Source organism: Salinivibrio socompensis S35 (assembly GCF_000513715.1).
GTDB classification, from domain to species: domain Bacteria; phylum Pseudomonadota; class Gammaproteobacteria; order Enterobacterales; family Vibrionaceae; genus Salinivibrio; species Salinivibrio socompensis.
In genome coordinates, this window is the sequence record NZ_AQOD01000136.1 from 1 (window position 1) to 23,077 (window position 23,077).

The 23,077-nt window shown below is 50.1% G+C and carries 22 protein-coding genes, 1 other RNA gene and 4 pseudogenes; 8 read left to right on the plus strand and 19 right to left on the minus strand.

Going from position 1 to position 23,077, the window contains the following annotated elements; all coding sequences use genetic code 11:
• From era to rpoE, 8 genes and pseudogenes are all read right to left on the minus strand, one after another.
• Window positions 1–584: GTPase Era (gene era, locus DZ54_RS0114160; protein ID WP_025674773.1), on the minus strand; the 584-nt coding region annotated here is incomplete at its 3' end.
• A pseudogene (gene rnc / locus DZ54_RS22025) lies at window positions 584–1,254 on the minus strand (ribonuclease III). The pseudogene rnc and the gene era, both read right to left, overlap by 1 nt.
• 12 nt (window positions 1,255–1,266) lie before the next feature.
• Window positions 1,267–2,163, minus strand: coding sequence for a signal peptidase I (gene lepB, locus DZ54_RS0114170; RefSeq protein WP_025674775.1), 897 nt, complete (start codon window positions 2,161–2,163; stop codon window positions 1,267–1,269).
• Window positions 2,164–2,177: 14 nt separating this feature from the next.
• Window positions 2,178–3,974, minus strand: coding sequence for a translation elongation factor 4 (gene lepA / locus DZ54_RS0114175; RefSeq protein WP_025674776.1), 1,797 nt, complete (start codon window positions 3,972–3,974; stop codon window positions 2,178–2,180).
• A gap of 78 nt (window positions 3,975–4,052) precedes the next feature.
• On the minus strand, window positions 4,053–4,550 hold the full coding sequence (locus tag DZ54_RS0114180; RefSeq protein ID WP_025674778.1) for a SoxR reducing system RseC family protein: 498 nt from the start codon (window positions 4,548–4,550) through the stop codon (window positions 4,053–4,055).
• 11 nt (window positions 4,551–4,561) lie between these two features.
• Entirely contained in the window at window positions 4,562–5,530 is a 969-nt protein-coding gene (gene rseB, locus DZ54_RS0114185) for a sigma-E factor regulatory protein RseB (RefSeq protein ID WP_025674780.1), read from the minus strand.
• Window positions 5,527–6,160: pseudogene (locus tag DZ54_RS22030) on the minus strand (RseA family anti-sigma factor). The gene rseB and the pseudogene DZ54_RS22030 overlap by 4 nt, the downstream one beginning before the upstream one ends.
• Window positions 6,161–6,192: 32 nt before the next feature.
• Complete coding sequence (rpoE, locus tag DZ54_RS0114195; protein ID WP_025674781.1) at window positions 6,193–6,774, minus strand: RNA polymerase sigma factor RpoE; 582 nt, start codon at window positions 6,772–6,774, stop codon at window positions 6,193–6,195.
• A 332-nt stretch (window positions 6,775–7,106) separates the two neighbouring features.
• Between rpoE and nadB the strand changes: the two are divergent.
• Window positions 7,107–8,722: pseudogene (gene nadB / locus DZ54_RS22035) on the plus strand (L-aspartate oxidase).
• Between the two features lie 57 nt (window positions 8,723–8,779).
• Here the strand turns inward: nadB and DZ54_RS26875 are convergent.
• From DZ54_RS26875 to DZ54_RS0114215, 4 genes are all read right to left on the minus strand, one after another.
• Window positions 8,780–9,184, minus strand: coding sequence for a methyl-accepting chemotaxis protein (locus DZ54_RS26875; RefSeq protein WP_276202057.1), 405 nt, complete (start codon window positions 9,182–9,184; stop codon window positions 8,780–8,782).
• A complete protein-coding gene (locus DZ54_RS26880; RefSeq protein ID WP_081721672.1) occupies window positions 9,157–10,611 on the minus strand; it encodes a methyl-accepting chemotaxis protein in 1,455 nt (484 codons plus the stop codon). The genes DZ54_RS26875 and DZ54_RS26880 overlap by 28 nt, the downstream gene beginning before the upstream one ends.
• Before the next feature lie 125 nt (window positions 10,612–10,736).
• Window positions 10,737–11,054: a hypothetical protein gene (locus tag DZ54_RS0114210; protein ID WP_037354650.1), complete on the minus strand. Its 318-nt coding sequence runs from the start codon at window positions 11,052–11,054 to the stop codon at window positions 10,737–10,739.
• Window positions 11,055–11,103: 49 nt separating this feature from the next.
• Window positions 11,104–11,367, minus strand: a complete 264-nt coding sequence (locus tag DZ54_RS0114215; RefSeq protein WP_025674785.1) for an FAD assembly factor SdhE — start codon at window positions 11,365–11,367, stop codon at window positions 11,104–11,106.
• 215 nt (window positions 11,368–11,582) lie between these two features.
• On the opposite strand from DZ54_RS0114215, the gene ygfZ reads away from it, so the two are divergent.
• Window positions 11,583–12,566, plus strand: coding sequence for a tRNA-modifying protein YgfZ (gene ygfZ, locus DZ54_RS0114220; protein ID WP_025674787.1), 984 nt, complete (start codon window positions 11,583–11,585; stop codon window positions 12,564–12,566).
• Window positions 12,567–12,637: 71 nt separating this feature from the next.
• On the opposite strand, the gene gcvH is transcribed toward ygfZ, so the two are convergent.
• From gcvH to DZ54_RS0114240, 4 genes are all read right to left on the minus strand, one after another.
• The gene (gcvH, locus tag DZ54_RS0114225; protein WP_025674788.1) at window positions 12,638–13,036 is read right to left on the minus strand and encodes a glycine cleavage system protein GcvH; all 399 of its coding nucleotides are present in this window, start codon (window positions 13,034–13,036) and stop codon (window positions 12,638–12,640) included.
• 168 nt (window positions 13,037–13,204) lie between these two features.
• Window positions 13,205–14,440, minus strand: a complete 1,236-nt coding sequence (locus tag DZ54_RS0114230) for an FAD-dependent 2-octaprenylphenol hydroxylase (protein ID WP_025674789.1) — start codon at window positions 14,438–14,440, stop codon at window positions 13,205–13,207.
• 42 nt (window positions 14,441–14,482) lie between these two features.
• A complete protein-coding gene (gene ubiH / locus DZ54_RS22045; RefSeq protein WP_420804861.1) occupies window positions 14,483–15,625 on the minus strand; it encodes a 2-octaprenyl-6-methoxyphenyl hydroxylase in 1,143 nt (380 codons plus the stop codon).
• Window positions 15,626–15,682: 57 nt separating this feature from the next.
• Complete coding sequence (locus tag DZ54_RS0114240) at window positions 15,683–16,261, minus strand: UPF0149 family protein (RefSeq protein WP_025674790.1); 579 nt, start codon at window positions 16,259–16,261, stop codon at window positions 15,683–15,685.
• A 347-nt stretch (window positions 16,262–16,608) separates the two neighbouring features.
• Here DZ54_RS0114240 and zapA point away from each other — a divergent pair, with 347 nt between their 5' ends.
• The 5 genes and pseudogenes from zapA (at window position 16,609) to serA (ending at window position 20,085) form a co-directional block, all read left to right on the plus strand.
• Window positions 16,609–16,914: a cell division protein ZapA gene (gene zapA / locus DZ54_RS0114245; protein ID WP_025674792.1), complete on the plus strand. Its 306-nt coding sequence runs from the start codon at window positions 16,609–16,611 to the stop codon at window positions 16,912–16,914.
• Window positions 16,915–16,917: 3 nt separating this feature from the next.
• Window positions 16,918–17,100: non-coding RNA, 6S RNA (ssrS, locus tag DZ54_RS24310), on the plus strand.
• A gap of 27 nt (window positions 17,101–17,127) precedes the next feature.
• Entirely contained in the window at window positions 17,128–17,706 is a 579-nt protein-coding gene (locus tag DZ54_RS0114250) for a 5-formyltetrahydrofolate cyclo-ligase (protein ID WP_025674793.1), read from the plus strand.
• Window positions 17,707–17,846: 140 nt separating this feature from the next.
• Window positions 17,847–18,505 (plus strand): annotated as a pseudogene (gene rpiA, locus DZ54_RS22050) (ribose-5-phosphate isomerase RpiA).
• A 350-nt stretch (window positions 18,506–18,855) separates the two neighbouring features.
• Window positions 18,856–20,085 (plus strand): phosphoglycerate dehydrogenase, encoded by a 1,230-nt coding sequence (gene serA, locus DZ54_RS0114260; RefSeq protein ID WP_025674794.1) that lies wholly within the window; start codon window positions 18,856–18,858, stop codon window positions 20,083–20,085.
• Between the two features lie 94 nt (window positions 20,086–20,179).
• Here the strand turns inward: serA and yaaA are convergent, their stop codons facing one another.
• The 3 genes from yaaA to DZ54_RS25285 form a co-directional block, all read right to left on the minus strand.
• Window positions 20,180–20,953, minus strand: a complete 774-nt coding sequence (gene yaaA, locus DZ54_RS0114265) for a peroxide stress protein YaaA (protein ID WP_025674795.1) — start codon at window positions 20,951–20,953, stop codon at window positions 20,180–20,182.
• Between the two features lie 73 nt (window positions 20,954–21,026).
• On the minus strand, window positions 21,027–22,451 hold the full coding sequence (locus DZ54_RS0114270) for an alanine/glycine:cation symporter family protein (RefSeq protein WP_025674797.1): 1,425 nt from the start codon (window positions 22,449–22,451) through the stop codon (window positions 21,027–21,029).
• Window positions 22,426–22,590 carry a hypothetical protein gene (locus DZ54_RS25285; protein WP_164831604.1) on the minus strand — a complete coding sequence of 55 codons (165 nt, stop codon included), beginning with the start codon at window positions 22,588–22,590 and terminating at the stop codon, window positions 22,426–22,428. Before DZ54_RS25285 ends, DZ54_RS0114270 begins: the two co-directional genes overlap by 26 nt.
• Before the next feature lie 100 nt (window positions 22,591–22,690).
• Between DZ54_RS25285 and DZ54_RS0114275 the strand changes: the two genes are divergently transcribed.
• Entirely contained in the window at window positions 22,691–22,870 is a 180-nt protein-coding gene (locus DZ54_RS0114275; RefSeq protein ID WP_025674805.1) for a DUF3545 family protein, read from the plus strand.
• The last annotated feature ends 207 nt before the right edge of the window (window positions 22,871–23,077 follow it).

Here is a 23,077-nt window from a genome sequence, read left to right on the forward strand (position 1 = left end):
TCTGAGGCCATAAAACGCTGAGAGCGGTCAGTCACATATTCTTCAGGGAAGTAGAATTCAGACTCAGGCAACGCATCACGGACACGCTGCTCCACTACATCAATGTTGGTTCCGGTTTTTGCTGAAACAGGGATCACGTCGACAAACGGCATCTTCTCCGACAGCGTTTGTAGATGCGGAAACAGCTCCGTCTTCTCTTTGACGTTATCCACTTTATTGACCAGTAAAACCGTCGGCAACTCTGAACGCGCTAGCTTATTCAGCACCATTTCATCATCATTGGTCCAGTGGGTGCCATCAACGAGGAATAACACCAATTCAACGTCGGTCAGCGAGCTATTGGCAGCTCGGTTCATGAGGCGATTGATCGCGCGCTTTTCTTCAATGTGTAGCCCAGGCGTATCAACATACACCGCCTGGTAGTTATCACGGGTATCGACGCCCATAATTCGGTGACGCGTGGTTTGGGGTTTACGCGAGGTAATAGACAACTTTTGCCCTACCAAGCGGTTGAGCAAGGTTGATTTTCCTACGTTCGGGCGGCCAACAATGGCAATAAAGCCGCAGCGCTGTGTGTCAGTCATTATGTCAACTTCTGTAATGCGAGTTCTGCAGCCGCTTGCTCTGCCTTGCGACGACTACTGCCTTTTCCAATCACAGAACGCTCCAGTCCTGATATCTGGCACTCTACCGTAAACTCTTGGTTATGTGCTTCACCCTTTACTTTCATGACCGTATAAGACGGTAAGGGTTTACGTTTACCCTGCAAATGCTCTTGGAGGCGAGTTTTGGGATCTTTTTGGCTGACACCCGGCTCAATGGTTTCAAGTCGCTGCTGATACCATTGCAAGATAATGTCTCGCACCCGGTTAATATCACTGTCTAAAAAGATAGCGCCAATCAATGCTTCTACGCCGTCAGCCAAAATCGAATCGCGGCGAAAACCGCCACTTTTAAGTTCTCCTGGGCCAAGGCGCATTACTTCGCCCAGAGAAAACTCTCGCCCAATTTCGGCCAGTGTATTACCGCGTACCAAGGTCGCGCGCATCCGACTCATATCCCTTCATCCACATTCGGAAAGCGATGATAAAGATCCTCGGCAATCACGAAGCTAAGAATCGAGTCCCCCAAAAATTCGAGACGCTCATTATGCGTGCCATTGGCACTACGATGCGTCAACGCCAGTTCAAGCAATGCTGTACTGCTGAACTGATAGCCGATCTCACGCTGCAATTTATCTGTTAGTTTTGTCATCATAGTCCAGAATTAATCAATTCCACCAATACGGTTAAAGCGTATCCCTGTTGGGATCCACGATGGTAGCCAGCTGTCACTGTTGCGCTCGAATTCGAAGCTGACCCAAATAGCCACCGCTTTGCCTACTAAGTTGCGCTCAGGCACAAAGCCCCAGAAGCGGCTATCCGCACTGTTATCACGGTTGTCACCCATCATAAAATAATGCCCTTCCGGCACCACCCAACGGTTGACGCCAGGGCGTGGCTGGTAAGCACTGACGCGATCGCGCTTATTAGGATGGACAAGGATCTGATGCGCTTGTTCGCCCAGCTGCTCCTGTGCTTGTACGAGGTTTACGCCACCTTGCGCAAAGTCACTGGGTTGGATGTGATCCATCGCGACAGGCTGGCACTGCGCTTCGCCTTTAGGCTGAATACACAAGCGCTTATCTTCATACACAATGGTATCGCCGGGTAGCCCCACCATACGCTTGATATAGTCAATATTCGGCTGCGGCGGATATTTAAACACCACAATGTCACCGCGCTCAGGTTTGCCGGTTTCGACCAGTTCAGTATGAAAGGCCGGATCACGCAGCCCATAGGCAAACTTTTCGACCAAAATAAAATCACCCACCAGTAAGGTTGGCATCATGGAGCCAGATGGAATTTGGAAAGGCTCATAGATAAATGAACGCAACACCAATACCACTGCAATCACCGGGAAGATAGACGCCATATTCTCAACCCAACTCGGTTGTGGCATCACTTTCGCGACTTGTTCGGCATCCAAATCAGTCTGTGCGACCTTCAGTGCTTTGCCTGCAGCCTGGCGGCGACGCGGCGCCCAGCGGTATTTATCTAACGCCCAAACCAGGCCGGTGACCAAGGTCACCAGCACTAAAATTAAAGAAAACGTATTGGCCATCATGGAATCCGTTGTTATTTATCTTTGCCCACATGCAAAATGGCCAAGAAAGCTTCTTGCGGCAGCTCGACATTACCGACCTGCTTCATTCGCTTTTTACCTTCTTTTTGTTTTTGCAATAGTTTTTTCTTACGGCTCACATCACCACCGTAACATTTTGCCGTCACGTTTTTACGCAACTGCTTGACCGTTGAGCGAGCGATAATGTGGTTACCAATCGAAGCTTGGATCGCGATATCAAACTGCTGACGCGGAATAAATTCTTTCATTTTTTCCACCAGCTCGCGGCCACGTGGCTGAGCATGTGCGCGGTGTGTGATGATCGCGAGCGCATCAACGCGTTCACTGTTAAGTAAAATATCAACGCGTACCATGTCGGAGATTTCGTAACGTTCGAAGTTGTAATCTAACGATGCATAACCGCGAGAGGTTGACTTGATACGGTCAAAAAAGTCTAACACCACCTCCGCCATCGGAATATCATACGTCAGCGCCACTTGATTGCCGTGATAGACCATATCCACTTGAGCCCCACGCTTTTCGACACACAAGGAAATCACATTGCCGACGAATTCATTGGGCACCAAGATATTACAACGCGCGATGGGCTCACCAATGGCTTGAATATCATTCACTGGCGGCAGCTTGGCTGGGCTGTCTACATAAATCACTTCGCCATCGTTTTGAGTTACCTCGTAAACAACCGTGGGTGCCGTGGTGATCAGCTCCAGATCGTATTCTCTTTCAAGACGCTCTTGGATGATCTCCATATGCAGCATGCCCAAGAAGCCACAACGGAAGCCGAAACCGAGCGCCGCAGAGCTCTCAGGCTCAAAGAACAGTGATGCATCATTGAGGCTTAACTTATCCAGAGCATCTCGGAAGTTTTCGTAATCATCGGATGAAATCGGGAATAACCCCGCGTACACCTGAGGTTTAACTTGCTGGAACCCTTCGATCCGTTTTTCACAGCCGTTTTTAGCATGAGTGATGGTGTCACCAACGGGGGCGCCCAAGATATCTTTGATACCACAAATCACCCAGCCCACTTCACCGGTACGCAGACCATCGAGTTCTTTCCGTTTAGGGGTAAAGATGCCAATGCTATCTACGTTCCACTCTTGGCCTGTACTCATGATTTTGACTTTGTCGCCTTTCTTTAGCGAGCCTTCACGGATGCGCACTAAAGAGACCACCCCGAGGTATTTATCAAACCAAGAGTCAATAATTAGCGCTTGAGTTGGCGCGTCGGGGTTCCCTTCCGGGGGCGGGATAAGGCGAACAATGTCTTCGAGCACGCCATCAACACCGACCCCTGTTTTTGCTGAGCAGCGCGTGGCTTCAATAGCTTCAATACCGACAATATCCTCGATTTCTTGCGCAACGCGATCAGGATCGGCCGCGGGCAAATCGATTTTGTTCAGGACAGGCACCACTTCAAGGTCCATATCCATCGCGGTGTAGCAGTTGGCCAGCGTCTGTGCTTCAACCCCTTGTCCTGCATCCACCACCAGCAAAGCACCTTCACATGCCTTCAGTGAGCGCGACACCTCATAGGAGAAGTCGACGTGTCCTGGCGTATCGATGAAGTTGAGCTGATACTCATTGCCGTCTTTGGCTTTGTAGTTCAGTGTCACACTTTGTGCTTTGATGGTGATACCGCGTTCACGTTCCAGATCCATAGAATCAAGGACCTGCTCTGCCATTTCCCGGTCAGTAAGGCCGCCACATACGTGAATGAGTCGATCAGAAAGCGTCGACTTACCGTGGTCAATATGGGCGATAATCGAAAAGTTACGAATATACTTCATAAGTGGGTGTGACTTACTCATTATCAATAAGAATGGGATCCTAAGATCAATTGGGCTGGATTCTACCGAAAATAGTAGCTAGTCGCTATCCTGGTGTCTGGTATTTATCACCGTTAACTCGGAAATCGGCTCCCCCATCACACGCAAAAGCTCAGGCTGCTGCTGATCGGCACTCCCGACGTATCTCGATAAACGTCGCGCTATACCGACCCCAAGGGCACCAAAACCTAGGCTTAATGCGATAACGCCACCTTCACCACTGCCGGCCAAGGAGGCAAAGAAAAACTGTCCCAGTAAGGCCCCCACTAACATCATCATTAATGGCACCATATAAACCACTAGCGCCGAGCGGACTAAGGTGGCTTCACCAAGACCGATTTCAACTAAGGTCCCTGTAGGAAGCGATTCAGGCGAACGGACACTGACATGGTTTACTTTTCCAGGTAAGGCCTTAGAAACAATGCCAGTACCACACTGACTTTGCGATTTACAGCTGCCACAGCTGGTTTGCTGCTGACAGGCAAGAGACAGCCAGCCATCTTGGTAACCTGTTACCTCCGCCAATGCTTTAATCATGGTGAAACCTTTTACTCTGTGTCTGATGTCGGCATGCGATTAATACGAACCGAGTCAGCAACCCGTTTAGCGGTCTCTGGCGGAATATCCCCCACCACTGTAATTTCGGCGTTTCCATTTGTGGTACTGTGCAGGGTGCGTCGACCTTGGCGTACTATCTGCTTACGCACAGAGATATCGTCGGCTTTGGCTAAATAAACCGAAAAGCTAAAAAGGCCGTCGCTAAACATTTGGCTTTCCACCGCCCGTTTCGTCATCATTAATCGGTGGCGATTACTATACACAGGCTTGAAGCCATCAGGTAGCGCTGTCACCTGCCAGTCCAGCTCTGAGCGCTGTATTGTCTGTGGTAACGTCAATACAGGCGGCAAGGCTAACTGCGTGAGTTTTTGCATCGCATCGTTAATTTTGGGGGTGACCACCAGCGATAAGGCACGATACTGTTCGAGTGGATCCCCATCTCGGTCAAGTAAATCGGCTCTCACTGGTAGATGACTGTCTTGGTCTAGCCATAGCACGTACGAATATCGCTCACCATCTTTCGGCGTGATACGCACAACCTGGCAATCCATGCCCGCTTCTCGCGCATGCCCCATAGAGACAAAGTCATAATGGTTAGCCAATTCATCAATATCAGCTTGAATGAGCGTGGGCAGGGGCGCCACCATATGGTCGCTGGCAATGGTGAACGGATCATAACCCGGCTCAAAATAGCTGATTTCTCCTCCACGACGAATCACTTCTCGCGACGGACCACTCAAATACATCAGATGCCCAAATGCCTCGCCATCTACCCGAGCATGACGAAAGCGCAGTGGCTCTAGGCTATTTTTGCCAACGAGGATGTAGGACAATTCATAGTCCAGGGTATCGCTTGCGGTATCCATTTGATGTAACAAAGCCTCGGCAGATGGTTCGGCCGAGGCTTGCGCAGACATCAAACTGACCAGCGCAAGCGCACCGATCAGAGTTTTTTTCATTGCTTATTACTGCTTGTCGACGGTGCCATTGTCTGATTGTCAGACAGCCTATCCTTATTCAATCTTAGCTGCAATTCATAGTCTTTAAGCATTGCATTAACACGGCGACGCTGCTCCATCATTTCAGCCTCTGAAGGCGTCGCACGCAAATCATCACGGCTTAAACTCACCGGTTCAGCAGCACCTGCAAAAGGAATCGTTTCCAATACCGGCGGTTGGGTTTGGGCACTGACCACCGGGCGATGTTGGCTCAGACTGGTTATAATGCTGCACGCCCACGATCACGGCGAGAGAGACACACGCAGCAACACTCACTTGAGTGAGTTGCTGCAACCATCCTGGTAAATGGCGACGCGCTTTGTCGGGACGCGGTTGTGCCTCGTGCATAGAGAGCACATTACTGTCAACGTGACCGCTTTGATAAGCAGGCTCTGCTTCCAACGCAGACGCGACAGTGTCAGCAATGTTCCATTGCAACGAACCAGGCGCGTCACCACGCATCACATCGCGAATGGTGCCAAAATCGCTCCAGGTCTGTTGCGCGCTATTATCTCGCTCTATGTCATGGATCACCGCCGTGTCCACCAGTTCGCCATCTAATAACGCCGAAATTTTTTCTTTATCCGTCATTCAAGTCACCGTCATGCAGCCAGTAAAACTCGTTACCGTTTCATCAGTGGCCGGATCCGCTTTTCCACCGCTTCACGCGCTCGGAAAATACGCGACCGCACCGTACCGACTGGACAATCCATTACCTGTGCAATTTCCTCATAACTGAGCCCATCGAGCTCACGTAAGGTGATTGCGGTTCTTAAGTCGTCAGGCAGTGTTTCTATGGTCGAAAACACCACCTGCCTCAATTCATCAGACAACATCAAGTTTTCAGGGTTCGATATTTCTTTTAACGACCCCCCACTTTCGTAGTTTTCTGCTTCGTCGGCGTCAATATCGCTGCCTGGCGGACGTCGTCCTTGCGCCACCAAATGGTTTTTCGCGGTGTTCACTGCAATGCGATACAACCAAGTATAAAACGCACTTTCGCCACGAAATCCCGGCAAAGCACGATACGCTTTAATAAACGCCTCTTGTGCAATATCCGGAATATCACCACTGTGTGAGCCTACATAGCGGGCAATAAGGTTACAGACCTTATTTTGATATTTGACGACTAACAGATTGAAAGCTTGCTTGTCACCATTCTGTACACGTTCTATTAGAACCTGGTCGGTTAGCTGCTCGCCCATTCGAGCGTTTACTCCTTGGTTGATCTTTCCGCCCGATTATCGAAATTCTAGGCCCGACGTTGTCAGAGCACGGTTAAACCCGCTAGCGAGCTTTCGCTGAGAATTCGATGACCGCGTGGGAGAAAAGTTCCTCACCATGTTGGTTTTATTATGCGTGAAATCACATTACTGTGACGGAATGACCAAAGCGCGCGTCTTTGGCTGCGTGTATTGTCACCCGAACAATGCCACAGTTGCAAACTTTCACCCCAGCCAGACAGGATTTGATCTTAGCGCGCGCGGCTGTGTCAAATTGGTGTAATATTGGGGGCGCAGAAAGAGGATTAGGGATCATGACGACCACAACTCAGGAACATCAATGTGACGTGTTGGTCATCGGCAGCGGTGCCGCTGGCTTATCGTTGGCGCTACGTTTGGCGTCCACACACCAGGTTATCGTATTGAGCAAAGGCCCACTCAGTGAAGGGGCAACACTTTACGCACAAGGCGGTATCGCCGCTGTTTTTGACGAACAAGACTCCGTGGAGTCCCATGTCGAAGATACACAAATTGCCGGTGGTGGTATCTGTGATACCGATGTTGTCGACTTTATCGCCCGTAACGCCAAAGATTGTGTCCAATGGCTCATTGATGGCGGCGTGCCCTTCGATCAAGAAGACAGTGATGATGAGATACCACGTTACCACCTCACTCGCGAGGAGGGCACAGTCACCGACGTATTCTTCACACCGCCGATGCGACAGGTATGGCGGTGCAAAACTCATTGCAAGACAACGTTCGCCAGCACCCCAACATCACCCTACTCGAACGTCACAACGCACTGGACATTATTACGCGTAAAAAGGTCGGCCTCGGTGGTCCTAATCATGTGTTAGGGGCCTATATTTGGAACCGAAATCAAGAAGTCGTAGAAACCGTTCGCAGCAATTATGTGGTGCTTGCAACAGGGGGCGCGTCTAAAGTTTATCAGTATACCTCTAACCCAGACGTCTCTTCTGGTGATGGCATTGCTATGGCGTGGCGAGCCGGGTGTCGGGTGGCAAATCTTGAATTTAATCAGTTTCACCCGACCTGTTTATACCACCCTGATGCACGTAACTTTTTGCTGACAGAAGCACTGCGTGGTGAAGGCGCGCACCTAAAGCGACCAGATGGGTCGCGCTTTATGGCAGACTTTGATCCTCGCGGTGAGCTAGCCCCCCGTGATGTGGTTGCCCGTGCGATTGATTACGAGATGAAGCGCCTTGGGGCGGACTGTATGTATCTCGATATCAGCCATAAAGATCCGCAATTTATCACCAAGCACTTCCCAACCATTTACGAGAAGCTGAAAGAGTACGGGATTGACCTCACCCAAGACGCGATTCCGATTGTGCCTGCCGCTCACTACACATGTGGTGGCGTGATGGTGGATAAAAATGGCACCACGGATCTGCCTGGTTTATATGCCATTGGTGAAGTGAGTTATACCGGGCTTCACGGTGCAAATCGTATGGCCTCAAACTCACTGCTCGAATGCGTGGTGTATGCGTGGTCTGCCGCTGAACACATTAAGGCGCACTCAGACCATATCGAGCCCCATACCGCACTGCCGCCTTGGGATGAGAGCCGAGTCATTTGTTCCGACGAGGAGGTGGTGATCCAGCATAACTGGCACGAGTTGCGTCTGTTTATGTGGGACTACATGGGCATTGTTCGCTCAACCAAGCGCTTAGAGCGTGCCCTGCGCCGTATTGAGCTGCTTAAACAAGAAACGCACGAATACTATGCTAACTTCCGCGTCTCGAATAACTTACTCGAATTACGTAACTTACTCCAAGTCGCTGAATTGATGGTGCGTTGTGCTATGCAACGCAAAGAAAGTCGTGGCCTGCACTACACCATCGACTATCCTGAGTCTCATGCGGAATCAGGTCCGACCATTATCGTCCCGGATCAGCCTTGTTAATGTGGCGCACAGTATCGTCGTAATAAACCACGGCCAGCCTCTCGACTGGCCGTATGATTAGCTTTTAAATTCACTCACGGCCCGCTCTAGATTCGCCGCTTCTTCTGCGACTTGATGAGCGGCCTGACGGTTTTGGCTCGCCCTTTCAGTGCTCGTTTGGGCAATATTTTGAATGTTATGCACGTTTTGATTAACTTCTTTGGCCACCGAGCTTTGCTGCTCTATTGCCGTCGCAATATGCGTGCTCATATCCATAATGTGTTGCATGTCTTGCATAATCTGCGTTAGCTCTTGCGAAGCGGCATCCACTTTGGTGACAGAGCTTTCGCCATCTTCTCGGCTTTGCTCCATACGCTCTGCAACCGACTGTGTTTGCTCTTGCAAGGACGTGATAATGCCCGATATTTCATCGGTCGATTGACGGGTGCGAGTTGCTAATTGACGAACTTCATCTGCCACCACCGCCAAAGCCACGCCCTTGATTCACCGGCGCGCGCGGCTTCAATTGCCGCGTTGAGAGCCAACAAGTTGGTTTGCTCTGAAATATCTTTAATCACGTCCAGCACGGAACCGATGGTCTCAGACAGCTTACTCAACTCAAGCACCTCGTTGCTGGTCGTACTGAGTGTCTCGGCCAATGTCATGATCATCGCCCGAGTATCATCCACCACTTGCTGTCCATTTTCCGCACGACCTAGACTGGTACGCGCATTCTCAGCCGCTTGATCGGTATTGCCGGCGATATCTCGGATGGTGCTTTCCATTTCATTCATCGCCGTGGCGGCATGGGTGGTTTCATCCAGTTGTGTCGCCAGTGCAGTCCCTGTCTGCTCCGTACGCGACTCCACTTGCTCGGCACTTTGGTGTAAAGCCTGCACCGCTCGGCTGACATCAACCACCATTTGTTGAATACGGCTCAGCATCTGATTGACATCGTTAGCCATCAGTGAGATTTCATCTCGCCCAGCTTCATCGGCGCGCAAGGTTAGATCCCGTTGCTGCGTAATGGCTGCCATCTGCTGACTAAACCGAGCAATACGCAGTTGAATGCCTCGGTTCATCCATAGTGATACCACCGTCATGATGACCGCCAACACCAGTACAATCGATCCTGTCACTATCGTGGTCTGACGTAGCGCTTGATCGATCGCTTGCTGGTACTCTTTATTTAACGCATCAAACATATTTTCAACTTGATGCGTTTTGCTTCGTATTTCTCCCAGCAGCCCTTTATCTGCAGCCAACCCCAGTTTTTTCTTCTGCGCGACAACCTTTTCAACCTCAGACTGATGAGCTTGGAACAATGCCAACAGATCGCCTTCAAGGTAATCCATTAGCTCACCCATATGATCTTGGTATTGGTCGATGTAGTCCAAATGACTGCTTTGAACAAACAGCTTGGCGTTGGCCACTAACAACCTTGCACTGCTTTCCAGCACAATATCGTTTTGAGTTGCCGCCACGAGCGCTTGGCTCGCGCGTTGCATTTGGCCTCGCAAGCCTTGATCCGTCGTTAAGCCTAATGTTTGGTAGCCTTCACCCAGATTGCTGAACCCATTCGCATAGGCTTGCATGGCGGTTTTCACTTTATCTATCGTGGCGGTTTCTAACCCAAGGGAGGCACTACGCGCGCGAAAGTCAGTCAGTTTCTGATTAAACGCGGCAACGTTATTTTCAAACCGTGATAGGTATTTGGGGTCCATACGAGCAAGAAAGTCTTTTTCATTGCGTCGTAAATTGAGAAGGATCACTTCAAGGTCGGATACCGCCGTTAACTGGCGATGCATTTTATCTAGCCGCGTTTCAGCGTTCCATGCAGCCGCCATAACCGCCAGTAATGCCACCACCGACATCATGGTAAGCGAAAGCAACTTGTGTTTTATTTTCATAACGACCCTACAACATCCTTAGAGCAAGACTGGATTGATGACTGACTCTCATTGACTATCGGTGATGTTGAGCAAAAGTAAAGTCACTCACACAATATGTCACAAATATGTCACAAACTATCCTGCTAAGGTTGACAGTAATGCCGATAAATAAGACGAAAATGATAGTCTGCAAGGCCACCACGCCATAGATACCAGTTATTGGGTTCCGTTTGAACTTTGAATACAATCAGCCAAGGCGTCGCCCAAATACACATCATTTGTCTGCGTTGGCCGCTGGTGGGCAATACCACCCAACCATCAAAATACACTGTCACTTGACCGGTACTCTCGACCAATCGGTGTTGAAAGTTAATCAATTCACGGACAACGTGAAGCGTCAGGAAAGCACGCGCGCAAAGCGGGAGGGACACATGCACCGCCAATAGCCATGTCACCATCATACCGACAAGGAACAAACAGACGGTGACATAGCGCGGGCAATGTAGTTGGCTATGTACGCAATTTACTTCGGTTATAGGCAACCACCTTATCGACAACAGATTTCATCTTAGGGTCGTCAGGTTTACCATGCCCCATCAACCAGGCAAAAAGATCCGGATCAGCGTTTTCTAAAAATGCGACAAAATCTTGCTTTTCATCTTCATTCAATGCATCGAAACATGCCTCAAAGTAGGGCATCACTAATACATCCAGCTCCAACATACCCCGGCGGCATGCCCAACGAATTCGCGCTTTATCCTCAGTGTTAACCATGTTGACCTCTATCACTGATATCAGTGGGTGCATACTATCAACGCCCGTGTCGGACGACTACTTTTCCCGAAAAAGAAACAACGAATCTGAGAGCTCTCTAGTATTAATCCGTCGTTTGAGGCAATACCCTTACAATACAAAGGCTGACAAGCCTGTTACGCACCATTACTATACGAAACATAGCCTGTGTTTTCTCAACGGAGAGCGTGATTTATATGAGCGAATGGTATCAAACCCAAGCTTTTAAGCCTGCGGAACAACAACCCGGTGACCAGACACCTGAACTGGCCATTGTCGCACTCGATAACTGGGCATTAACCAAAGTCAGTGGTGACGACACCAAAAGTTACTTACAAGGACAGCTCACTTGCGATATTGAGCACCTCGGCGCCGATCAGTCGACCCTCGCGGCGCATTGCGATCCAAAGGGCAAAGTCTGGTCCGTTCTGCGTTTTTTCCACTTCCAAGATGGCTTAGCGATGGTGCAGCCTGCATCGATTGAGGCGACCCAGTTACAAGAAGTCAAAAAGTACGCCATCTTCTCTAAAATCGCCTTTGATAAAGTCGACTGCGTATTACTCGGTGTGGTTGGCGCGCAGGCTGATCAATGGGTTGCCGACCACTTTGGCTCACAGGGTAACGTCCGACAGGGGAAGCCGGGTACCGCCGTGATGATTGAACCCCATCGTTGGTTGCTTGCGATCGCACCCGACGCGGCGACAACGCTGGTGGATCAGGCGCACTCTTTTGCGACGCTACTCAGCCGTGAGTACTGGGACCAGTACGAGATTGACGCGGCACTTCCTCGTATAGAGGCAGCAACCAGTGGGGAGTTTATTCCTCAATCGTTGAACTTACAGGCACTGAATGCCATCAGTTTTACTAAAGGCTGTTATACCGGTCAGGAGACAGTCGCTCGCGCTAAATACCGAGGGATAAATAAACGGGCGATGTATAAACTGACGGGTCAGGCAGATCGCATACCCCTTGCAGGTGATAAAATTGAACGTGCGGTGGGCGAAAACTGGCGCTCAGGTGGGACCGTGATTACCGGCTATCGTCAAGCTGATGGCCAAGCAGCGGTGCTGGCGGTGCTGCCAAACAACCTTGATGACGATACGGCATTTCGTCTGGCTGATGCGCCAGATTTTACTTGGCAGCGTGAGCCTCTACCTTACTCTCTGGCTGAAAATGAATAAGTGGTGAGCTAGGGATCCCGCTAGGATCCCTCACTCGTCAATGCCAATGCCGTACGATTGATGCTAACACCTTAGTCGGCATCTTGGTCGCCTAAGGTTTCTTCATAACCTTGTGCATCAAACAAGGCATCAATTTCTGATTCGTCAGTCGCTTGGACTCGAAACAGCCAACCATCGCCATAAGGATCACTATTGACTAATTCTGGGGCGCTATCCAGCTCTTCATTCACCGCAACCACTTGCCCTGAAATCGGCGCATAAATATCTGACGCCGCTTTTACCGACTCAGCCACTGCGCAATCATCCCCGGCATCAAAGGTGTCCCCTTCATCGGGTAAATCAACAAAAACCATATCACCAAGCAACGCTTGAGCATGATCTGAAATGCCAATGGTGAATAGACCTTCTCCTTCAGGACGCACCCACTCATGCGTCTCAGTAAATTTTAATCCAGATGGGATATCGCTCATAATAGTGTTCCTTGTTAGACCCAATGACCTTGTTATACCCAATACTAATGTGCAACATCAGTCGGTAAATTCAAGACTTCACAGACAAGCTGATCGTCATGCTGTTTAGCATATTCTCTTTTTTTCGCCAATTTCCGTCATCACACAATTAGTTCCGTTATCACACAATCAAGAAAAATGTGCGCGCCGAGCAGGTGGCTTAGCGAGCTCAGGGAGCTCTCCTTCCAGCCCCAGGGCTTTGGCCATAAAGGGCTGTTTGGCGCCGGGTAAATGATTAACCGCGCGCATACCCATACCACGAACTAACTTTTTCACTGGGTTTTGACCATCAAACAAGCTCCGGAACCCTTGCATCGCCGCAATCATTTGCATGGCTTCAGCTTTACGCCAACGCTCAAAATGACGCAATGACGCATACTCTCCCACGTCTTTTCCTTTTTCTGAAAGCTGCGATAACGTCTGTGCTAGGGCTGCGGCATCTAGCATGCCTAAATTCACCCCTTGCCCAGCAAGCGGATGAATGGTGTGGGCGGCGTCCCCCACCAGCGCGATACGATCAGTCGCAAAATGCTGGGCGTAACGCATAGTTAGAGGATAACTTGCACGCGGTCCAACAACCTCACACCGCCCTAACCTAGCATCAAAGGCCGTCGTGAGCGCGCGATCAAAGGCATCAGACGCCATGTCGCGATATGCCGAAGCGTGTTCAGGCGGCACCGACCAAACAATCGAACATAAATGCGGATCGGACAACGGCAGAAACGCCAAAGGACCATCGGGCGCAAAGACTTGCCGTGCGACGCCTTGATGGGGCGTTTCTGTGCGCACGGTTGCAACCACAGCATGATGGCCATAGTCACGTTGAACCAATGGAAAATGTGCTTGTTCACGCACCCATGAGCTAGCCCCATCGGCACCGACAACCAATTTTGCCGTCACGCCGCCCCCCGAGGCCAATTGCAACCAGGTTTCGCGCTCACCTTGCACCAAAGACTGACACTGCTCAGGCATGAGCAAGGTGACATTACTCTGCTGCTGCACTTTATCGAGCAAGGCAAGTTGAATCACACGGTTTTCAACAATATGCCCCAGGTTTTGTTGACCAAATGCTCGTGCATCAAAATCAATTTGTGCAAAGCTATCTTTCTCCCAGACGTACATTTTCTGATAGCTTGCCATTCGGCGTGCGACAATGCCCGGCCAAACCTCTAAGGCACGAAGCATGTTCTCGCTCGCTCGGCTCAGTGCCGAAACACGATTTTCGGGTAGATCGTCTAATGTTGTTACCGGTTTTTTACCTTCAATCACAACGATGCGTAAATCCGTTTCTGCCAGTGAGGCGGCAAGGGTTAGTCCCACCATTCCGCCCCCTACAATCGCGACATCTGCGTTAATCATCTTCATTTCGGTTCTACCCATCCTATGGTCCGTTGCACGAGGGGTTGTTTACCCCTCTCTATTGCCGACATCAGCCCCAAGCCTGCGTTCCGTGCGCCCGCGAGCAGCGCACTGTCGTWGGAGAAAAGGTGACGAGCCTGATGTTAATGCGACGGTCGTGTCTCTGTCTGGCTGGCGTTGACTTGCATAATCCATGAGGACCGGCATCGCGCCAATATCTTGCCCGCGCTGAAAGGCTGCGCTGACAGTTTGAGCCAGCGTGATGACATCTCGCAGGCCTAGGTTAAAGCCTTGCCCTGCAATCGGATGCAAACTTTGTGCTGCATTGCCAACCACCGCCACACGATGACTCACCGGCCGCACGACTTGATTAAGCACCAACGGATAAGCATGACGCTCTCCGACATGGAGCAACTTACCAAGACGCCAACCGAAAACCTGTTGTAAGCGCTGTAAAAAAATCGAATCGCTGACTTGGGTGAGCTGCTGCGCCTCATCGTGGGTGACGCACCACACTAATGAACAACGTCCTTGCGACATAGGCAGTAAAGCGACGGGTCCCGTGTCCGTAAAGCGCTCAAAGGCGTGGCCTTGGTGCGGAAGCGCGGTAGACACATTGGCAATCACAGCCACTTGGCCAAAGTCGTGCTGCTGCCGGGGGAGATGGAGCAAACCACTACAAGGCGAGCGCCCGCCATCTGCGGCAATGAGTAACGATGCCGTTAACGGTTGTCCTTGTTTGAGTGTGACAGTGACAGCGTCAAGCTTTCGTTCAATCGCGATCACCGCGTCAGGGCAAAAGACATCAATGGCTGGGCGCGAATGCAGTTTTTGGTGCAATACGGCACCGGCGTCTGCCAGTTCAATGACCTGACCGAGATATGGCACGCTCTGAGTTTGCGCATCTATGTGCGTTTGTCCGGCATGACCACGATCTGACACGTGAATGTGTTGGATAGGTGTGCCAAACGGCGCCAACGCCTCCCAAAGTCCCAATTGCTCAAAAGCAGCACAACTGCCTTTAGCTAACGCAATACTGCGCGCATCATAACCTGGGTGATCACCATGGTTTGGCACCATCGCCTCAACGACCGCAATACGTAACATACCGCCACTTAGCGTATCTAGCGCCAGTGCCGCTGTTGCGCCAGCCATGGCACCGCCGGCAATCACTATGTCATAGGCTTTCATCCTACTTTTCCTCACCCTGAGTCATCACCACGCCTCAAATCGCAGACGTCATTCTGGTTAATGGCGCGTTTTTGGCGTCTCGTCGTCAGTTTCAAGACGTGCGCCAAGCTCGGCATGGACAACTAAGCTGCACACACGAACATGCTCAACAACCTGCTCAAGCAAGTCCGCTTGCCCTTGCAAATCCCCTTCTTCGTCAATGCCTAACTGCGCCACTTCCTTTAAATCACTGAGCGCTTCTGTGACGTCTTTGGATAGTTTACGCCCTTTTGTCCCAATCAGACCAACGCCAGCAAGAAAGGTATTAATCCATTCCACTAACGCTTCTGCACGGGCAACAACCCCCGAGTGATCATCATCCGGGACATAAATATCGAGGTCTAAATCCGTTCCTGTCAGCTGGGTTTTCAATTGATGGTAGCTCTGCATTGCCAAGGTTTTTGACTCGGTCGGCCAGCCCATTCCTTGGTTGGTATAATCATAAAGCATGGTGAGCCAGCTCCCCTCTTCCAATGCCAAGCCACCACTTAGCATGCCGGCGATCAATCCATGCATTTCTGCCGGCGTCACCGCCAGACTATCGGCTGTTAATATCTCTGCAGTCTTCGCGTATGCGGGTAAACGGGTTTCAGTCACAATGTTGCCCTTGGTCGTGCGCTCAAAAATAAGTGGACCAGTTTAGCATTTCACGCCACTGGCTGAATCACTCAGCGAAAAAACCCTCTTTCCCTGATAAAGCCGGTGCGATGCGCTGTTATTCTGCCCAAGCTAGTGATCACAAAGACCCAGTGTAAAAGCAGGAGGGCTGACACCACGATGATGACGATCAATCCCTCGGTGCCCACTTTTGTCTAAATTATCTGCATCACGCCCCAAGGTAGCTTTCGATGTAGTGTATTAAGGAAAATAATTGCTAGAATAGCGCCATTATTCTGTATCTGGCCTTCGATATTGCGGGCCGTATGAGGAGCCAGCTTGGGACTATGAACACACAACCGGTTGAAATTAAAATCCTGGATCGCCTTGTTCGCGTCAATTGTCCGCCTGGACAAGAGCAAGCGCTTAAAGATGCAGCAAACGAGTTCGATCAACGGTTGCATCGGCTGGCAGAGCGCACTAAAGTAACCAATACAGAGCAGTTAATTGCCATCGCGGCTTTGAATGTTTGTCACGAATTAAATGATGCCAAACAGGCGTTGGAGACAGTTGAAGATCAGGTAAAGCAACGGAGCGCCCTGATGACCTCCCAACTCGACAAGGCTCTGGCAGTGCAAGGAACGCAGAAATAACCGAATTCCCTGGGGTGTTTGTCAGCGGATCAACGTCCCTGAGCCGATAAGCAAACCGAAGGGTGTGTTGTTATAAGCTACTGAGCAAGCTCGGCTCGTACCGAGAAGCCTACGGTTTACTACTACCCACCCGCCTTGAACCAGCGGTTCAAGGGCCATCGATCCCAACGGCATCCCGGGGCCCTCCTTTACAGGCTAGCATCAAGGACAGTTATGCAGCCCAGACAGCAGATTCGCCAAACCATCCGTCACGCTCGTCGCCAGCTATCACGTAAGCAGCAAACCGAGGCAGCCCAGAAGGTTGCGGCACGATTTATGGCATTACCTGACGTCATGAACGCACAACGTATCGCCTTGTATCTCTCCTTTGACGGTGAGTTAGACACTCAACCTGTCATTAAAGCCTGCTGGCAAGCAGAAAAGAACGTCTATTTACCGGTTATTCATCCGTTCAGTCACGGCCATTTACTGTTTTTACAGTATCACCCTCACACTCGGATGCGCATCAACCGTTATGGCATTTCCGAGCCAACCCTGGATATTCGCACACTGACCCCTAGCTCAAAACTGGACGTAATCGCGACCCCATTAGTGGCCTTTGATGCCGATGGTCAGCGCCTAGGCATGGGCGGAGGCTATTATGATCGTACACTGGGTTTATGCGCGCCGAATTCGACCGCCATTGGCCTCGCCCATGATTGTCAACATTGGCATCCCTTGCCATCTGAGCAATGGGATATGCCTTTATCTCATATACTGACACCCAGCCAACACTGGCATTGGCCTGCTTAGATTCCACTAGCTTTAGACTTTGCCAGCTTTAGATTTTGCCAACTTAAATATTGCCAACGTCGATTTCGCGACCCATAGCCTGACGCCATGATTTGGCTTCGCTATAATCACGCCTTATTCCCCGTTATACAGGAGTTACTATGACCCAGGACGAAAAGAAAAAAGCCACCGGTGAAGCGGCGGTAGAGTATGTGAAGCCAGGCAGCATCATTGGTGTCGGCACCGGCTCTACGGTTAATTACTTTATTGATGCCCTTGAGCCAATAAAAGAAAAAATCAAAGGGGCAGTATCAAGCTCAGACGCGTCGACCGAGCGCTTAAAAGCCTTAGGCATTGAAGTATTCGATGCTAACGAAGTGGGTCATCTCGACATCTATGTTGACGGCGCCGACGAAATCAATAAGCGCAATCATATGATTAAAGGCGGGGGCGCCGCATTGACGCGCGAGAAAATTGTCGCCGCGCTTGCCGATAAATTTATCTGTATCATCGATGATAGCAAACACGTTGATGTCCTTGGCGGATTCCCACTTCCAGTAGAAGTCATCCCAATGGCCCGTTCTTACGTGGCACGGCAGCTGGTCAAACTGGGCGGGGATCCTTGCTATCGCCAAGGGGTGGTAACCGACAACGGCAATGTTATCCTCGATGTTCACAACCTTAAGATCCAGGATCCGAAGGGGCTAGAAGACACCATCAATGGGATCGCGGGCGTGGTCACAGTGGCTTATTTGCCAACCGCGGTGCTGATATCGTCCTGACTGGTACTGAGTCTGGTGTGGAAAAAATTGCAGATTAAACGCATAACCTCGCAGATCAACGGTTTGTGACAGCCCCTAGGGCCATCAAAAGCCAAACGTTTGCGTCTAATGTAATCAATAAGTTAAAAGCACCTTTTTTAAGGTGCTTTTTTTATGGCATAGAACGGATAATTCTTACCCCTTATGTAAATTTTTGTTATCTTGGTCACTGTTCTGATACCGGCACATCGCATGTCCTGGTGCAGCTTGGCGTAAAAAATTAGCCCACTGACCACGTCATTCATCGCACTGTCTTCACCAGAAACTTAGGGGAAAGGATGACGATGCGCCCGGGCGTTCAGGCGCAACATTGCGACCACTATTGTTTCTAAGGAAGAGAACAGCCCACATGTCACACTATTCATTGGACAAGAATAAAATCAAAATTCTACTACTCGAAGGCGTCCACCCCACAGCCGTTGAAGCATTCAAACAAGCGGGTTATACCAATATCGAGTATCACAAAGGCTCACTCATCGGTGAAGATCTTGAAGCCGCAATCAAAGACGCGCACTTTGTAGGGTTACGCTCACGTACCCAGCTCACCGAAGCCGTTTTTGAAAAAGCCAAAAAGCTGGTGGCGGTCGGATGCTTTTGTATCGGGACCAACCAAGTTGATCTCGATGCCGCTGCGAAACGCGGTATCCCGGTATTCAATGCCCCCTTCTCGAATACCCGCAGTGTCGCCGAGCTCGTACTGGGTGAAATTCTATTACTATTGCGCGGCATTCCTGAGAAAAACGCCAAAGCACATCGTGGCGAGTGGTTGAAATCGGCTGAGCGCTCTTACGAGGCACGCGGTAAAGTCCTTGGGATCATCGGCTATGGCCACATTGGTACCCAGCTCAGTATTTTGGCTGAAAACCTCGGGATGCGGGTGTATTACTATGATGTTGACAACAAGCTCTCACTCGGCAATGCCATTCAAGTCAACTCACTCACTGAGTTACTGAATCGCAGTGATATTGTTTCTTTGCATGTTCCAGAAACCGCAAGCACACAAAATATGATTGATGCCGACGCGTTCGCGCGCATGAAGCCGGGTGCTATCTTTATTAATGCCTCACGAGGGACTGTGGTCGATATTGACGCGCTCTGTGGCGCCTTAGAAAGTCACCACCTTTCAGGGGCAGCGATCGATGTCTTCCCTGTCGAGCCTAAAACCAATAAAGACCCATTCAGTTCACCGTTACAGGCTTTTGATAATGCGTTGCTAACGCCACATATTGGCGGCTCTACTCACGAAGCTCAAGAAAACATCGGCCTCGAAGTGGCAGGGAAATTGATCAAATACTCTGACAACGGGTCGACACTATCGTGTGTAAACTTCCCAGAAGTATCATTACCTGAACACCAAGGACGCTCACGCTTGCTGCATATTCATGCCAACCGCCCAGGTGTGCTCACCAAAATTAACACCACCTTTGCCGATGAGGGTATTAACATTGCCGCTCAGTATCTACAAACCTCGGCACAGATTGGCTATGTGGTCATTGATGTAGAAATGGAACAAGCGGAAAAAGCATTGAAAAAACTTAAAGCGATTGAAGGCACTATACGTGCACGGATCTTACACTGATGTAACGTGTGGATAGCACCGATCAAAAAAGCCCCAACTGGGGCTTTTTATTTTACCATTACTTTTTGTTTTACCACTGACTGTATGGCTGTATTCACTGCTCGTCGCGCAGAAACACCAGCTCATTGCCCTTAGACAGTTCTTCACTGAAGTAGTAGCCGGCGACATCAAACCCTTTAATGTCTTTCACCGATGTCGCCTGTTGATCGATCAAATAGCGAGCCATCATTCCACGGGCTTTTTTCGCGTAGAAACTGATCACCTTGTACTGCCCGTTTTTGCAGTCTTTAAATACGGGCGTGATAATCTCACCCGACAGTTTTTTCTTGTTCACCGCTTTAAAGTATTCATTTGAGGCGAGATTGACCAGTAGCGGGTTTTCTTGCGTCGCTAGCGTCTCGTTGAGCGCATCTGTAATGATATCGCCCCAAAACTGATACAGGTTATCTCCTCGCGACGTGGCTAACTTGGTGCCCATTTCCAGACGATACGGTTGCATCAAATCAAGAGGACGCAACAGACCATAAAGGCCAGAAAGCATCCGAAAGTGCGCTTGTGCCCAGTCAAAGTCCTGCTCTGACATTGAGTTGGCATCTAAGCCGGTATAGACATCCCCTTTAAACGCCAACGCAGCAGGGCGGGCATTGTCAGGTGTAAATGTCGGTGACCACTCAGCAAAGCGTACCGCGTTCAGGCTAGCAATTTTATCACTCACCTTCATCAATGAGCCGATATCGGCGGGCGTCAGTTGACGGCACACCGCTATCAACGCCTCTGAATGCGTGGTGAGCTGCGGCTTTGTGTATCGTTCGGTTGGTAACGGTGACTCATAATCCAGCGTTTTTGCTGGAGAAACCACAATCAGCATTTTGCTAACCCCTTTGTTATCTGTCTGTCGCTAAGCCTATCATTCCGGTGTTAAAAAAACACCGTTGGCTCCACTAGCGCTTGGGAAGCGGCCACGCTTTTTCATCTAATTGGCTATGTAACTCAGGGAATCGGCGACTATCAAACACAGGTACCCGTCCTAGCGAGCGCTGGGTGTGATAATCCGTCGCCAAATTTTTCACAATTCCTGATAGTAATAAAATCGCAATCATATTGACGAGCGCCATCATCCCCATTGATGCATCGGCCAGCGTCCAGACTAACGGTAGCTCCGCTAATGCCCCAAACATAACCATGCCTAAAACGAGTGCGCGAAAATAAGGGAGTGCCGGACGCCAGCGGCCATTTATAAAAAGTAAATTGGTCTCAGCATAGGAGTAGTTGGCAATAATGGAGGTAAAAGCGAAGAAAAAAATCGCTACGGCGACGAATTGCTCTCCCCAGCCACCCACTTGTGCGCTCAGTGCCCGCTGTGTTAATTCAACCCCCGTCACTTCACCACCGGGAATATACTCCCCAGAGAGAAGAATAATCGCCACGGTTGCGGTACAAATCACCAAGGTATCAACAAATACCCCGAGCATTTGCACATAGCCTTGAGAGACAGGGTGTGGCGGATAAGGTGTCGCTGACGCCGCCGCGTTCGGGGCGGATCCCATGCCCGCTTCATTAGAAAACAAGCCGCGCTTAATGCCTTGGATCATTCCTTGCGCCAAGGTATATCCCAGCGCACCTGATGCCGCCTCATGTAAACCAAACGCACTTTTTATCACCAGCATAAAGACGGCTGGCACCTGATCAAGGTGCATAACCACTACATACAAAGATAAAGACAGGTATAACAGAGCCATCACAGGGACGACCACTTCAGCCGTTCGAGCTATCTGGCGCAGACCGCCATAAATAATCAACCCACTGACCAACACTAATCCTGCGCCCACGTAAGCCGGCGGCCAGCCAAACGCCACTTGAGCCGCTTGCGAAATAGAATTGGCTTGGACCGAGTTAAACACCAACCCAAAGGCGAGAATGAGCAAGATAGAAAAGAGGATCCCCATCCACCGCATGCCAAGCCCATGCTCCATATAATAGGCTGGCCCACCGCGAAAATAACCGTCAGGATCTTGCACCTTGTACACTTGCGCCAAGGTACTTTCGGCAAAGGCCGTTGCCATGCCAAGAAACGCCATCAGCCACATCCAAAAAATGGCCCCCGGCCCACCTAAAGATAACGCCACCGCCACACCGGCCATGTTTCCGGTACCTACTCGCGCCGCGAGCCCCGTACAGAGGGCTTGAAAAGACGAAATGCTGCCGCGGTCATGACGGCGACTATGGCGCATGACAGAAAACATATGCGAGAAATGACGAAACTGGATACCGCCCAACTTCAGCGAGAAAAAGATCCCGCCACCAATGAGCACATAAATGAGTACCGAGCCCCAAATCAGATCATTGATAAAAGTGAGTAGGCTCAATTGACTGTCCCTCGTCATATTTAAAAGGAATGATTAGATGGCGCGCAATCTTCGCGTGAACGGCTATCGAGGTCAATTCAAACTCGCCACCGTTGAGTAAATCGTCACTGATTTGAAAACTCAGTGAGAGCGATCTCATAAAAACGTCATCTCACTGCCACAAATGAGAAATAGTTCAATTTTATGTTAGGGACGAGTGTGGTATTAAAAACCTGACCGCAAGGTGAAAAGAGGTGACTATGGAAAACATTGCCTTTAACGATATGTTTGAGCAAGATCCGCCACGGCGCAATGGACGCGCAAAACCAGTCAAACGTAAATGGAGAGAAATTGAAGCGCTGAAAGATAAACAGCGGCTAAAAAAAGAATTGGAAGACATCGATATTTTTGGCGATTTCTCTCAACTGGACCTCGATTAACTCACCCTGAATATAGGATGGATAAAAGGTGCTCGGCGAGCACCTTTTTTATTCACCACCTAAGGCTGAGGGATCCCCACTTTTTTTCACCTGAGCTCTCCCGCTGCCATTGCCTTCAGCCCTCCAACCGCTAAAGCCAGATCCCTCACTCTGTACCCATATCCTTCTCGTCCAACCAGCTCCCTCCCCAGGAAAAAATAGGACAGA